The sequence below is a fragment of the Corynebacterium sp. NPDC104732 genome (assembly GCF_055583565.1).
This window is the reverse complement of the sequence record NZ_JBVJNS010000003.1, coordinates 24679-38903: the sequence shown is the minus strand read 5'-3', so window position 1 is coordinate 38903 and position 14225 is coordinate 24679. Positions and strand designations below refer to the sequence as shown.

Annotated in this window: 12 protein-coding genes and 1 tRNA gene; 8 read left to right on the top strand and 5 right to left on the bottom strand. The window is 58.1% G+C overall.

Annotated elements, in window-relative coordinates:
• Window positions 1-10: 10 nt before the first annotated feature.
• The 5 genes from ACZ6ZO_RS03215 to ACZ6ZO_RS03195 are packed head-to-tail and all read right to left on the bottom strand — an operon-like array spanning window position 11 to window position 5316.
• The gene (locus ACZ6ZO_RS03215; RefSeq protein WP_208768334.1) at window positions 11-1441 is read right to left on the bottom strand and encodes a penicillin-binding transpeptidase domain-containing protein; all 1431 of its coding nucleotides are present in this window, start codon (window positions 1439-1441) and stop codon (window positions 11-13) included.
• Window positions 1442-2806, bottom strand: a complete 1365-nt coding sequence (locus tag ACZ6ZO_RS03210; protein ID WP_182385127.1) for an FtsW/RodA/SpoVE family cell cycle protein — start codon at window positions 2804-2806, stop codon at window positions 1442-1444.
• The gene (locus tag ACZ6ZO_RS03205) at window positions 2807-4156 is read right to left on the bottom strand and encodes a PP2C family protein-serine/threonine phosphatase (protein ID WP_465290506.1); all 1350 of its coding nucleotides are present in this window, start codon (window positions 4154-4156) and stop codon (window positions 2807-2809) included. It lies immediately after the preceding gene.
• Complete coding sequence (locus ACZ6ZO_RS03200; RefSeq protein ID WP_465290504.1) at window positions 4157-4612, bottom strand: FHA domain-containing protein FhaB/FipA; 456 nt, start codon at window positions 4610-4612, stop codon at window positions 4157-4159.
• Window positions 4613-4614: 2 nt separating this feature from the next.
• Entirely contained in the window at window positions 4615-5316 is a 702-nt protein-coding gene (locus tag ACZ6ZO_RS03195; protein ID WP_465290744.1) for a DUF3662 and FHA domain-containing protein, read from the bottom strand.
• 164 nt (window positions 5317-5480) lie between these two features.
• Here ACZ6ZO_RS03195 and ACZ6ZO_RS03190 point away from each other — a divergent pair.
• The 8 genes from ACZ6ZO_RS03190 to ACZ6ZO_RS03155 all read left to right on the top strand — a co-directional run bounded on the left by ACZ6ZO_RS03190 (window position 5481) and on the right by ACZ6ZO_RS03155 (window position 14212).
• A tRNA-Leu gene (locus ACZ6ZO_RS03190) sits at window positions 5481-5563 on the top strand.
• Between the two features lie 843 nt (window positions 5564-6406).
• Window positions 6407-7006 carry an MptD family putative ECF transporter S component gene (locus ACZ6ZO_RS03185; RefSeq protein ID WP_465290502.1) on the top strand — a complete coding sequence of 200 codons (600 nt, stop codon included), beginning with the start codon at window positions 6407-6409 and terminating at the stop codon, window positions 7004-7006.
• Window positions 7003-7704: an energy-coupling factor transporter transmembrane component T family protein gene (locus tag ACZ6ZO_RS03180; protein ID WP_417926215.1), complete on the top strand. Its 702-nt coding sequence runs from the start codon at window positions 7003-7005 to the stop codon at window positions 7702-7704. The genes ACZ6ZO_RS03185 and ACZ6ZO_RS03180 overlap by 4 nt, the downstream gene beginning before the upstream one ends.
• Window positions 7701-9149, top strand: a complete 1449-nt coding sequence (locus ACZ6ZO_RS03175; RefSeq protein WP_465290500.1) for an ABC transporter ATP-binding protein — start codon at window positions 7701-7703, stop codon at window positions 9147-9149. Before ACZ6ZO_RS03180 ends, ACZ6ZO_RS03175 begins: the two co-directional genes overlap by 4 nt.
• Entirely contained in the window at window positions 9142-10833 is a 1692-nt protein-coding gene (locus tag ACZ6ZO_RS03170; protein ID WP_465290498.1) for an ABC transporter ATP-binding protein, read from the top strand. Before ACZ6ZO_RS03175 ends, ACZ6ZO_RS03170 begins: the two co-directional genes overlap by 8 nt.
• The gene (locus tag ACZ6ZO_RS03165; RefSeq protein ID WP_465290496.1) at window positions 10826-12574 is read left to right on the top strand and encodes an ABC transporter ATP-binding protein; all 1749 of its coding nucleotides are present in this window, start codon (window positions 10826-10828) and stop codon (window positions 12572-12574) included. Before ACZ6ZO_RS03170 ends, ACZ6ZO_RS03165 begins: the two co-directional genes overlap by 8 nt.
• The gene (locus tag ACZ6ZO_RS03160; RefSeq protein ID WP_465290494.1) at window positions 12537-13199 is read left to right on the top strand and encodes a TetR/AcrR family transcriptional regulator; all 663 of its coding nucleotides are present in this window, start codon (window positions 12537-12539) and stop codon (window positions 13197-13199) included. Before ACZ6ZO_RS03165 ends, ACZ6ZO_RS03160 begins: the two co-directional genes overlap by 38 nt.
• A 224-nt stretch (window positions 13200-13423) precedes the next feature.
• On the top strand, window positions 13424-14212 hold the full coding sequence (locus ACZ6ZO_RS03155) for a YhfC family intramembrane metalloprotease (RefSeq protein WP_465290492.1): 789 nt from the start codon (window positions 13424-13426) through the stop codon (window positions 14210-14212).
• Window positions 14213-14225 lie beyond the last annotated feature (13 nt).

Below are 14225 nucleotides of genomic sequence, written 5' to 3'. Positions count from 1 at the left end.
CTTCCTTTCCTTAGCGTGCGCTCCGCAGCGCAGCATCGATAACAGCACGGCCAATCGGGGCCGCTACGGAACCGCCCGTAGCGGCCTGACCCCGGTCGCCGCCATTCTTCACGACAACCGCCACCGCAACGTTCGCATCTGCGGTAGGCCCAAAGGCTATATACCAAGCGTGCGGGTTCGAGTTACGCGAATCCTCGCCATGCTCAGCGGTACCCGTCTTGGAGGCAATGTCGGCGCCAGTAGCACCGGCAGTCATCCGCTCCGACCCCTTCATCAACTCCGTGAGGGTCGCCGCGGTCTCCGGGGAGATGGCCTCGTTGAGCTCCTTCGGCTTCGTCTTCTTGATCGAGCGCAGGTCAGAGCCGAGGATCTCGGACACCAGGTGCGGTTCCATCCGCTTGCCTTTATTCGCCACAGTCGCGGCGACCACCGCATTCTGCAGCACAGACATGGAGATGTCACGCTGGCCAATAGACGATTGGCCACGAGCAGCGGGATCAGAGAGGTCTCCGATCGCGCCGGGGCTCATCGGCAGTCCCAGATCATAGGTCTGGCCAAGCCCAAACTTTTCCGAGGCTTCGGTGAGCGCCTTGTCACCGATATTGATGCCCATCTCCACGAAGGCAGTGTTACAGGAGCGTTCAAACGCCTGGCGCAGCGTGGTCTGCGCACCGCCACAAGACTGGCCACCGTAGTTTTCCAAGGTGGCGTTTGTGTTAGGAAGAGTAATTTGGGATGCCCCGGTGACCGGTGAGTTCGGGTTGTAGCCATGCGCCAAACCGGCAGCCGTGGTGACCACCTTGAAGGTGGACCCTGGGGGCAGTGTCTCCTGAGTCGCGTGGTTCAGTAGCGGCGAGCCCGCCTGGGCATTGATCTGTGACCAGTCGTCCTCGATGCTTGCCGGATTGTAGGACGGAGTTGAAGCCATGGCCAGGATTTCACCGGTTTTGGGGTTGATGGCAACCACAGCGCCTTCATAGCCTCGGCTAGCCAGACCGTTGTAGGCCACTTCCTGCACCGCCGGGTTGAGGGTGAGTTTCAGCGACGCCCCAGTTTGTTCCTTGCCAGTAATGGTGTCCCACCAGCGAGAAGCGAAGAGGGAAGAGTCAGTGCCGTTGAGAACATCATTGTAGGAGGACTCCAACCCGGAGGCGCCATAGGTTTCGGAAAGGTAGCCGAGGGTGGCGCCATACGGGGTGACATCGTTCGGGTACTGGCGGGAGTAGAAGCCATCTTCGTTGGCCACTGACTGTGCGAGAACCTGTCCGCCGGCGGAAATCTGGCCGCGCGGGATGAGCTGCATCTTGTAGTAGCCACGCCGGTTGAGGGCGTTGTGGGCGTATTCGTCATCCTTGAACACCTGCACGATGGACAGATTCACCAACAGGATGAGGACGAGGACCACGCTGAAGACAGCGGAGTTGCGGATGGATCGGTTCATTTAGCGCACCGCCTCGTGGAGCTGGGTGCTGGTGTCATCGTGGTTGGCCACTACCTTTGCGCCTTGGCTGTAGGGGCGTTGTGCGGAATCGGAAATGCGCAGCACGAGGCCGAGCAGAATGTAGTTCGCCATCAGTGAGGAACCGCCAGCTGACATGAAGGGCGTGGTGAGACCCGTCATGGGCATCAGGGCCGAAATACCCGCGGTGACCACAAAAATCTGGATCACCAGCGTTAGGGACAGGCCCGCGGCGACGAGCTTGCCGTAGGAGTCCTTCACCTGCAGCGCGGTCCGCATGCCACGAGAGACGAAAACCATGAACAGCACGAGCACAGCCGAGAGGCCAACCAGGCCCAGTTCTTCGCCTACGGTAGACAAAATGAAGTCCGACCAGGACACAGGAACAATGTGGGGATAACCCTGTCCCAGGCCAGTTCCCATGATCCCACCCCAGGACATGCCGAACAGCGCCTGGGCGAGCTGACTGCTGGTCTCCCAGTTGCCCACCGGGTCCAGGAACAGGCTGAAACGCGCCTGGATTTTGTTGGAGATTTGGAAGATACCGAAACCGCCGATGGCCACCAGCAGCAGGCCGATGAGCAGCCAGGAGGCCCGGTTCGTGGCCAGGTAGATCATTCCGAGGACGGTGGCGAACAGCAGTAGGGCGGGGCCGAAGTCATTTTCGCCGGCCATGATCACCATCGCGATTGCCCACACCAGCATGATGGGTGCGAGGTCTCGCAGGCGTGGGAATTCCATGCCGAGGAAGCGGTAGCCCGCCACGGTGAACAGGGCTCGTTTGTTAACCAATAGTTGTGCGAAAAACAGCAAGAGCAAGATCTTGGAGAATTCGCCCGGCTGGATGGAAAAGGGGCCGAGTGTGATCCAGATTTTCGCGTCGGCGACAGTGTCAGGCTGAATAGGCCAAACCATTGGCAGGGCGAGGAGAACCAGCCCGATAACACCCAAGATGTATGAGTAGCGAGACAGCACTTTGTGGTCGCGGATAATGACCATGACCAGCACCATCATGATTATGCCGACGAGGGTCCACATCACTTGGCGGGTGGCAAGCGCTGTTTCTTTGGCAGCGTCAATCCGGTAGATCATGATCAGGCCAAGCCCGTTGAGCAGGGCAGCGACGGGGAGCATGATCTGGTCGGCAAGCGGAGCCAGGAAACACAGCGAGAGGTGCGCGACAGTGAACACGCCGATGTAACCGAAAATGATGTAAAGGACATCCTTGGTCAGCTCGTTGCCCACCGCAATTTCCAGGTTCACCATGGCCACGCCGATAATGATGGCGGCCAGAATGAGCAGGCCGAACTCGAGACGCCGGGACGTCAAACGCTGAAAAACAGACATCTATTTCGCCACCTCCCGGCAGTTTTGGCCAGGTTTGTTCAGGTCGGTGGCCGACTCGCCTCCCTCGGGCTTAATGCACACGGGGAGAAGTTCGTCGGCAAGCCGGCGTACCTGCTGGATGACGTCGTCGTAATGGCCGGCAGGCATGGCGCTTATCGACGCCCGCGCGTCCGGCTTCACGTCGTCCAGGACGAACGGGGTGCAACCGCCCTCGCCCTTATCGACGATCTTGAGCTTGCCATCCTGGTCTAAACACGCGACCTGGTACACCTCATGCAACGGCTTGCCGAAGACAGTCTTGTCAAAGCCCTGCTCGACCACGATGTGGCCTGCGTCCGTGGTGGCCACGAAGAACGTGTTTTTCTTTTGCTGCACTGCGAAGTAACCAAGGCCTGCTAGCAACCCGATCACGACGAGGGCTACGAGCAGGCCAATCCAGGGTTTCCGCTTGGCGGTGTTCGCCGCCTCCGGGACCTCGAATGGCTCGATGACCTGTGGCTGCCGCTCTTGTTTTGTGCGTTCCACCATGGTGGCAGCACGACCCGCGGCAGTGTCGGGGCGTGGTTCCTCCGGTTCCCCGGCGTTCAGCGCGCCCGCCGTCATGGGGGTGATAGGCAGCTCCGGGCCGGTGTAGTCATCGGATTCGATGACGTCGGCGATCACCACGGTGACGTTGTCGGGGCCACCGGAGCGCAGTGCGAGCTCGATCAGCCGGATGGCAGCTTCCCGAGGGGTGCCCTCGGCTAGTGCCTGCTCAATGGTGGTGTGGGTGACGGGATCAGACAGGCCATCGGAGCACAGCAGGATACGGTCGCCTACCTGAGCGTCGAGGATCTCCAGCGTGGGCTCTACCGGGTTGCCCGTGTATGCCTTCAAGATCAATGAGCGCTGCGGGTGGGTGGAGACGTCCTCTTCGTCCAATTCCCCTTCGTCCACCAGGGACTGGACGTACGTGTCGTCGCGGGTGATCCGCTCTAGTGTGCCGCCACGGAGCCGGTAGCCGCGGGAGTCTCCGACGTGGAGTTTTCCGAAGCGGGTGCCGTCGAAAAGCAGCGCGGTGCAAGTGGTGCCCATGCCTGCGGTCTCTGGTTTTGCGTCGACCTCGCTGGCGATCGCGATGTTCGCGTCGTCGGCGATGGAGCCGAGCATGGCGAGCATGTCGTTGTCGTCAGGGTCTGCGTCGAGAACCCGCAGGTGGTTGATCATGATTTGTGAGGCAACTTCGCCTGCGGCGTGGCCACCCATGCCGTCGGCAAGTGCGAGCAGGTGCGGGCCGGCGTAGGCGGAATCCTCGTTGTTTCCGCGCACCAGGCCACGGTCGGAGGCGACGGTGTAATTAAGCTTCAGCATTTACGGCTCCAACCTGACGGTAGTGCGGCCAATCTTGATGTCGCTGCCTAGGCGGACACGTTCTGGCTGCTCAATACGCATTCCGGACAGGAACGTGCCGTTGCGGGACGCGAGGTCCTCCACAAACCAGTCGTTGCCACGCTTGAAGAGGCGAGCGTGCCGGCCGGAGGCGTAGTCGTCGCCAACCACGAAGTCAGCATCCTTACTGCGGCCCAAGGTGACCTCTTGGAGAGTGGAGACATCCATATGGGAGCCTGCCAGCGGGCCTTCGACGATCTTCAGGAGATGGGGGGCACCGCGCTGGCTCTTCTTCGGGAGCATCGGCCGTGGCTGTGCGACCGCAGCGCCAGCCGAGATGTTCGCATCTTTGCGCAAGGTGTGGGCAATGCCGAGGATGAACAGCCACAACAGCACGAGCAGGCCAACCCGGAATATGAGCAAAATACCGATGTCCATGCTTAACCCTTTGTAAATCGTACTTCGATGCGCGAATGCCCCAGCGTAATCACGTCGCCATCCGCGAGCATCCAGTTGTCCACCGACATGTCATTGACCGTGGTGCCGTTCGTGCTCTGCAGGTCTGTGAGCACTGCATCCTCACCATTCCATGTGATTTCGGCATGCTCGCGGGACACGCCCGTATCCGGCAGCCGCAGGTCAGCGTCAGAGCTGCGACCAATAATGTTCGAACCCTCCCGGACGGCGTAGGTGCGACTGGAACCGTCCTGCAGCAAAAGGTTGACATGCTGCTTACCGACGCTCCGGGGCGCCGGCTCCGGTTTCACCTCCGGAATGTGGGTGGAGGACTCCACCTTCAACTGGCCAGTTTTCAGGGCCTCATCAGCGACAATAGTGATAGAGACCGGGCCAGCGGCCATCCACCCTTGGTTCCGGATATGCCGTTGCATCAGATCCGTAAAGCCCTCAGCAAGTTTTGGGTGCTGCTCGCTTAAATTTGTGGAATCCTGCGGGGACACGTGCACGACATAGCGGTTTGCGGTCTCGACATACCCTTCATACGTATGGACACGGTTATCATCCGCCTCCTGCTTCAGGGCCTCTTCAATCTCTGCCGGGACCAGCTGGCCACCAAAAACCCGAGCTAAGCCGTTATCCAGACCCCGCTGCATTGCCGAATCTAGCTTGGCAAAACGATCCATCAAACCCACGGGCGCACCTCCTTCCTCTATGCTTAACGTGTCCAGTATAGGGGTTTGTTCCCAATACTCCGGTTTCCTGTTGGGTTTTTTGCCTATCTACCTGCCGATTTGTAACTTTTCCGGTAGTGCATGCTAAGTTAGACGAGTCGCAATTGATGTTGCTCGGGCGAGTGGCGGAATGGCAGACGCGCTGGCTTCAGGTGCCAGTGTCCGTAAGGACGTGGGGGTTCAAGTCCCCCTTCGCCCACAATGAGCGGTTAGTTAGCCGCTAAGGCCGGGGGCCACACTTTTTGAGTGTGGCCCCCGGTTTCTTTTGTTTTTGGGGTGGTGTCGCTGGGGTCTTTGGGGTCCTGGTCTTGCTACTTAAGCCTGATTTTCTCGTTTGACCCTGGTCTTGCTACTTAAGCCTAATTTTCTCGTGAAACCCGGGAAGTATTTCTCGGGTCTCGGGCCAAAAATAGCGAAATAGCAGATGTGAAGCCCAAAAAGTTGCCGAAACCCGGGGAATGCTTCCCGAGTTTTACAGATCAAGAAAAGAACCGTGGTCCGTTCGGCGCTGCTTCTATCTGATGGCACCTTGACGTATTTCGATGTTGGTGTTGCTAGGCGGTAGGGAAATTGTTCTCGGTCTTCCACCTCAATGTGTGAGAGTTGAGCTTTGGCGGTGGAAGTGGGCGCGACATTGACTCTGGGCTGGTTGGTTGAGAATGGGCCTGACGGGCTGCTTATGCATTGGCCCCGACATTACCCTCCCGAAGTTCGGGGTCGTGGAGGCATTTTTGGAGCAACCTCGGGGGAGTAATGTCGGGGCCAAGCCTCCAGACAACCAACATCAGGGCCAAGTTTTCAGGCATCCGATCTTGGGATCGAAAGGTACCTGAGATTACCGCCTTTATCGTTTAACGGCACGGGCATCGCAGGTCACTGAATACACCACGCTCGCGGATGCATCCGATGCAAAGTGGCCGTTTGCTGGGCAATGGCGATCAATCACCCCCGTTAGCTACCCTAGGCCTTAACGCCGAACATAGTTCGGGGTTAGGGTAGGCTCACATAAAGAATTGGATTCGACCTGCACCTGAGGTAGCTCATGACTTCGAAATTAACTTCGCAAACGCTCACTACGAGGGACCTGATAAATGCGGGCATCTTCTCCGCGCTGTACTTTGTCCTCACATTTGTTACCGGCATGGTGGGGTTTGCCGGCCCGCAGTTCATGTTCGTGGGCTGGGCTATCGGAGTGATCGTCAACGGCATCGTGCTGGCACTGTATGTTGCACGCACACCGAAGCTTGGCGCTCTCACGATCCTCGGCGGCATCAACGGTGTGGCTTTCATGCTCACTGGACACTACGCCTGGTCCCTCTTCGGTTGCCTCGTTTTGGGGTTCTTCGCTGACCTTATCCTCACCAAGCTCAGGTTGAGCATCAATCAGACCTTTCCGCTGGCATACGCCGTGTTTTGTACGTGGATCACGATGCCATTCGTACCGTTGATCTTGGACACTGATTCCTACTACGTAAACATCGCGGACCAGATGGGCCAGCAATACGCTGATGCGATGGCGCAAATCTTCCAGCCGTGGACTATTGGGATCCTCGGGATTGGTGCCTTCATCTTCGGCATCATCGGCGGGATCATTGGGCTCCGGGTGAGTCGCAAGCATTTTGAAAGCGCTGGTCTGCTGTGAGTCGCGTCCAGCTGGACCCCAGAACGGTTTTACTGTCCGTTTTCCTCATCAACTTAACTGCACTCAGCTACGGCTCGACTCCGACACTGCTGGCTTGTATTGCAGCGAGCGCCCTCGCCTTAGCCACGATCAAGCCCCGCTATGGACTCCTCGCCCTGTTGGTCTTTGGCTTCTTTTACCTGGGCTACTGGGGCCTTTTGCAACTGCCACCTTCGAAACTGTTCGCGTTCAGCGCCACTCTTTTCGCGTGGTTTAGCCGTTTCACCATCAGCATGTCCATCGGTGCCTTTGCACTCTTGACGCTGACCCCTTCTACACTCACCTCAGCGCTTCGGCGGATGCGTCTGCCTGGTTGGGCAACCATACCTCCGGCTGTGTTTCTTCGTGTGCTCCCCATCATCGCTACTGAGGCTCGCGCAATCCGTGACGCGATGATTCTTCGCGGCCTGCAACCTGGTTTCAAAAGTTGGGTCACACAACCTACTCAGTCATCGGCCATGCTCGTTATTCCGTTGTTGGGCGCTGTCGTCCGCGCGGGTGATGAGCTGGCATCCTCCGCGCTGGTGAGAGGTTTGGGTGGCGCTGCCTATCCCTCCACTACGGTTGGCCTTTCCTTCAAGCTTGCCGACGCCGTTGCGCTGTGCGTGCTTGGGCTCATCGTTGCTTCCGTGTGGCTTCCAGTGCAGGTTTTGCCATGACGAGACTATCTGCCAGGAATCTAACTTTTACTTATTCGCAGGGGGCACGTCTTAGCGATGCCGGGGTGTCGGATGTGACCTTTGATGTGGAGCCTGGACAGTGTGTGCTGGTCACGGGCGATTCAGGTTCTGGGAAATCCACACTGCTGAAGCTACTGAACGGTCTTATTCCGCATTTTCACCCCGGCGAGCTTAACGGTGACCTAAGGGTTATCTGTAACGAGGTCGCGATTGTGCCGGCGGAGCAGCCGCTGTCCCGCGCGATTGAGTTTAGTGCGACTGTGTTCCAGAACCCGCGCACCCAATTCTTCACCGAAAGCGTCGATGCGGAGCTTGCTTTTGGACTGGAAAACCTTGGTATTGCGCCGGAAGAAATCGAGCGCAGAATCCAGACCGCGGTAAGGGCGCTCGGAATTGAACAGTTGCGTGGACGCAAACTCAAGCACCTATCAGGTGGGCAGTTGCAAACGGTGGCGTGTGCGTGCGCGTTAGTCTCACCGGGCGGGCTGGTGCTTCTCGACGAACCAACCTCAAATCTCGACACCGAGAGCATCGATACCTTAACCGACGCGCTGCGCCGTCTGAAACAGCTGGGAAAAACGATCGTTATTGCAGAACACCGGCTGTTTTATCTGAAAGGTATTGCTGACCACGTTCTTTACCTACACAGCGGGCAGATAATGCATCGGTATACCGCGGATGAATTCTTCCAATTAAGTGATGAAACGCGCCGACAACTGGGCCTGCGGAGTTTATGCCGACAGCCGAGGCCGGTACCCACAGGGTCGATGCGATCAAACGCACCTGGTTTAGAGCTTCATGACGTGCGTTTTTCCTACGGCAAACGCGAAGTTCTGAACATTGATCAGGTGGAGTTCCGTGCCGGTGAGGTCACAGCGCTCATCGGCCCCAATGGGTCTGGGAAAACCACGCTGGCCAGGATCATTTGTGGCTTAGCTACTCCGCAGCGCGGTGGCAGTATCCGCCTGGGCGGTGAGGAAATTGGGGCAGGGGCGCGTCGTAAAGCGTCGCAGTTGGTGATGCAGGACGTCGGACGGCAGCTTTTCGCAGCGACGGTGACCGAAGAGGTCACCTTGGGTTTGAGCAAAAAGAAGCGCGACCAGGTAGATGTTCCCCAAATCCTGCGCTCCCTGGAGCTAGAGCACGTTGCCAACCGCCATCCCCAGTCGCTTTCCGGGGGTCAACGGCAGCGTCTTGCTATCGGCGTCGCAGAGGCAGAGCAGGCCCAGGTGTACGTGTTTGACGAACCTACCTCCGGTGTGGGCTGGCGTCACCTGCAGTCCATATCCACGCTGCTGCGTTCCCTGGCGGACAGTGGCGCGGTGGTCATTGTCATTACGCATGACCACGAACTCATCAAAGAATCCGCTACCCACATTGTTGATTTGAATGAAGTGAATAGAAAAGGACAACGAAATGTCTGACACACCACAGGACGCCTCGCGGGCGAAGCTCAAGGCCGGTCAAGTCGCGCTGAAAAAACTCCTCGCACCAGTGCAGCCGACTATCTACTTTGGGCAGCTGCTCGCGCTGATCTCCTCGCTGCTCGCCGTAGCACCGTACGTCGCGCTGGTGGTATTGGGCAGCGCGCTTTTCGACGGCGAGACCGATCGCGCCAAGACCATAGCGAAATGGCTGATTATCGCCTTCCTGGGCCAGCTGGGGTGTTATTTTCTGGCGCTGCTGATCACCCACCTTGCGGACGTAAAGCTAGTGGGCATTATCCGCCACCGGATTACCAGCACTATCTCACGGGCACCGCTGTCTTGGTTTAGCCAGACCAACTCGGGCAAGGTACGCAAGGCCATCGAAGATGACACGCTTACTTTGCACACTCTTGTCGCGCATGCCCCGGTGGAGCGCGTCGCGGCGATCGTCACCCCGCTGTCTCTGCTGGTGTACGCGTTCATTTTGGACTGGCGTTTGGGTTTGCTTTCCATCGCTACGGTCCCCATTTATCTGGCCATTCAGGCGTATTCCATGAAGGACATGGGGGCCAAGACTGCTGAGATGGACGGCTACCTCGCTAAGGTTTCGGCCACCGCGGTGGAGTTTGCTGAGGGGATTTCCGTTGTGAAGGCATTTGGTACCGTGGGCAAGGCACATGCCCGGTATCTCGATGCGGCGGCGCGGTTCGCAGACTTCTACTACGAGTGGGTTAAGCCGTTGCTCCGGGTGAGTGCAATTTCTGAATCGGTGATTGCGGTTCCTGTGCTGCTCCTCATCAATGTCGGTGGGGGATCGCTGCTGGTCGCCACGGGTGAAGTCACGGTGGCTGAAGTCATTGCAACGACGCTGATTGCGCTTGTTATTCCCGGCACTATTCAGACGGTGGGCATGATGATGTGGTCGTACCAGCTCGCTGGAAATGCTGCACTGCGCCTGGAGGAAGTAATGAACATTTCACCAGTGGCAGAAGGGACAGTGGAGCTAGATCCGAGCAAGCGAGACAAGACTGTGGAGTTTCATGCGGTGAGCTTTGGTTACGATCCCACAACCCCGGTATTGCAAGACTTCACCGCGACGCTGCAGCCTGGCACGGTAACAGCACTGATCGGCCCCTCTGGTTCGGGTAAGTCCACCGCGGCCACAATGTTGGCACGATTCCAGGATCCTGACTCCGGGAAAGTCACCATCGATGGCGTTGATATCCGCGAGCTCACCTTTGACAGCCTGTACCGCACAGTGGCGTTCGTACTGCAAGATCCGCAGCTGTTGCGCATGAGCATCCGCGACAATATTCGCCTCGCCCGGCCAGAGGTCACCGATGAGCACATCTGGGAGGCAGCACAGGCTGCACACATTGCTGAGGATATCCGCGCGCTGCCAGCCGGGCTCGACACGATCGTGGGAGAAGATACCTCGCTATCGGGAGGCCAACAGCAGCGAATTTCCATCGCCCGGGCGATCGTGGCAGATACCCCGATCTTGATCCTGGACGAGTCTACCGCCTCAACTGACCCAGATTGCGAAGCGGAAATTCAAGCGGCCCTCACTGAGCTGGTAGCTGGCAAAACCGTGCTGGTTATCGCTCACAAACCAGAGTCCATCAGAGGAGTGGACCAGATCATTCAGCTCGACCCTGTGAAGGAGACCACCAATGTCTAGCTCGCGTCTTCGTGATCCTTTCCTCGTTCGCAGCATGGCGAAGCTGCAAAGCCCCGAGGGCCATCGCCTGGGCAAAAGGTTTAGGCTGTTGACCTTGCTTGTTGGGCTTCTCGACGGCCTGGCCGTCCTCACCTTGCTCCCCCTGACCAGTGCACTTGTTGCTGGCTCAGCGCTTGCCTCATGGCTTTGGGCGTTGCTGGGCATTGCAATCGTGGCTTTTGCGTTGCGGTTCTTCGCCACGATGGCGTCCTACCACAACGCGCTGGATTTCATACGCACTGCGCATAGGACCGTGGGGGACAAACTCGCCACACTGCCACTCGGTTGGTTTGGCCCCGCGCAAACTGGCGGACTGTCGCGCCTGGTATCTGACCGTTTCATGCAGGCCGCTGAAGTAGTAGCTCATATTCAGGGCACCATATACCGTGACGGCGCAGCCCTGATAACGCTGCTCGTTGGCACATGGGTTTGGAATCCCCGGCTGGGGCTGACTTTCTTGATCATTGCCCCGTTTGCGCTCGGCATCATGCAGCTTGCTGCGTGGATTCGGCAGCAGGCCTCGGAGCGTGCGCTGCCCGCTAACAAGGAGCTATCCAATCGAATCGTGGAGTTTGCGAGCTACCAAGCTGCGCTTCGTGCCGCGGGACGCTCCCAGGAATTTCCGCCACTGCAGCAGGCACTGGAATCCGATCATAAGGCGCGGGTTCGGGAGCTGTGGCTCTCCACCTTAGCCTTGTTGCTCAATGGAATAGTTGTCCAGGCTTTTGTTGTCGCGTTGATTACCGTCGCTGCTGGCCTGGCTACCGAAGGCGCGCTGTCACCGCTGCAGACCATCGCAATCATTGGCATCAGCTTACGTTTCACCCGCTCCCTGGAGCAGATTGGTTCTTCCTATGTGGGGTTGGATGTGGCCCGCGTCGCCATCGCTGAGACTGCTGTGATAACTGATTCTCCTTCACTGCCGGAGCCCGCCGAGCCAACACTGGGTGATGGCTCGGGCAGCGTCGAGCTGCGCAACGTCACCTTCGGTTACGGCGCTAGGAAAGTGCTGAATGACGTGAGTTTCAAGGCAGAACCGGGAACCGTGACAGCCATCGTGGGTCCGTCCGGTTCCGGAAAGACCACTATTGCTCGATTGATTTCGCGATTCTGGGACGTCGATTCAGGAGCGGTGCTTGTCGACGGCGTCGATATCCGCCAACTCGGCACCGAACAGCTCATGTCCCGACTATCCATGGTTTTCCAGGACGTTTATCTTTTCGATGACTCCCTGATATCCAACATTCGGGTCGGCCGCCCCGACGCCAGCGACGAGGATGTGTACCGTGCTGCAGAACTTGCCGGCGTCACCTCCATTGCCGAACGACTCGGTTGGGAAACTCCGGTTGGCGAGGGCGGGCGGCTCCTCTCCGGAGGCGAGCGCCAGCGCGTCTCTGTAGCCCGAGCCTTGCTGAAACAAGCGCCCATTGTGCTGTTCGACGAAGCTACCTCGGCACTCGACGCCGAGAATGAGGCGAACATCCTCGCCGCTATGGACCAATTGCGAAGCGAATCAACCTTCATCGTGATCGCACACAAACTGGACACCATCCGATCTGCCGGACAGATCATTGTCCTGGACCACAATGGTTGCGTGAGCCAGGTAGGAACTCACGATGAGCTTTATGACGCCCCTGGTGTGTACCAGCACTTTTGGAAGCGTCGTGAAGCAGCGCGTGGCTGGGCGCTATCCAGCAGTTAATATGCTCATCATGGTATCTGTGGGAAAACGCACTGGTCCTAAACCTCGCTTCAGCGAAGCAGACGCCGTTGCTGCTGCGCTGGAGCTAGGGTTGGACACATTTACGTTGGCCGGTGTAGCCAAGCGCCTGGGGATAGGCACCTCCTCGCTCTACCGGGTCATTTCCTCCCGGGATGATCTGGTCACGATGTGTCTGCGCCGAATCTTGGGGCAGCTGAAACATAGCTCTAAGGTCGCAGCGTGGGATAAGCAGCTGGTAGAAGCCGCGGAAAGCCTGTGGGATCTCATGGAACAGTATCCAGGGCTCGATCACACATTCATTACTTCACCAGGTCTTGTCGTGCAGCTGCAAGATTTCTTCCAAGCACAAGCATCGCGCCTGGTGGAAGGCGGTTTCCCCGGGGATATCTCTCGGATTGAGTTTGCGCTGGACTTCATTTTTGATACCACAATTTCAACCCACTACCAGCTGATGGCAGTCCGGCGAGACTTTCAAAAAATGAGTGAGGAGGCTACAGACACCACCACGTTCTTCGCACCAGAGGATTCCTGGCTGGACCGTGGCTGGCTGGACCGCAAAATCGCATTCATCATCGCAGGGCTCAAGGAGGGGCTGGATGTGTAAGGGCCCTTCGGGGGCTAGGTGAAGATCTGCTTTACTGGCTAAAACCCGGGAAGCATTCCCCGGATCTTGGGCCAAAAACAGCGATATAGCAAGTGTGAAGTCCAAAAAGTTACCGAGACCCGGGAAATGCTTCCCGGGTTTTGCGCTAGCGAGGCACCGGGAGATAACAAAGTGCGCACACCCCCAGGGCAACATAAACTGCGTAGAAAACGAAAGGAATGGAAATGGTCTCCACTACTGCTATAGCGTGCATGGTGGCAACGCTGCTGCTGTGCATTGCGATTCCTGTCGGCGGCATTGTCGCGGTTGCTCGGCGTAATAAGCAGGTCATGCTCCCATTCGCGGTGGGCATGTTGGCGTTTTTTGTGTCGCAGGTGGTGCTGCGGATGCCGCTGATGTCGCTGCTAGCTGGGTTGGCGCCGGACCCTGTGGGAAAGTTCGTCAGTTCCATTCCGGTAGCTAGTTTTTCCGCTGGGTTATTTGAGGAAACAGCGCGCCTGGTGTTTATGTTGCTGCTGCTCAAGGGGCTGCATCGTCTGGTGGACGGTGTGGCTTTTGGCCTGGGCCACGGTGGGATTGAAGCCCTGCTGCTGGTGGGCATGACGATGTTCTTTAACCTCGCCATGTCTTTCATGATCAATATGGACAAGTGGGACGTGGTGGCCAAATCGCTGCCGCCGGAGGCAGCTGAGCAGATGCGTACGGCACTTACGCAAACCCCGGCCACGGAGTTTTTAGCAGGTGGCGTAGAGCGTATTTGGGCGATTGGCCTGCATATTATGTGCTCCTTGATCATCATGATGGGCGTCGAGAAGCAGAAGCGTGCGCTGGCGTGGGTGGTGGCCGTCCTGGTCCACGGGTTCACAAACCTCACTGTGCTTGGAGCGATGCAGCAGGGTGCCAACGTGTGGCTTGTTGAAGCTGCCGGTCTGGTCGTCATTGCTGCGCTGCTCACCGCGGTGGTTCGGTACGCGCGGAAGGTGTTGCCAGCAGGCTTGCCGACGCCCCGCTAGCTTCTCGCTGGTA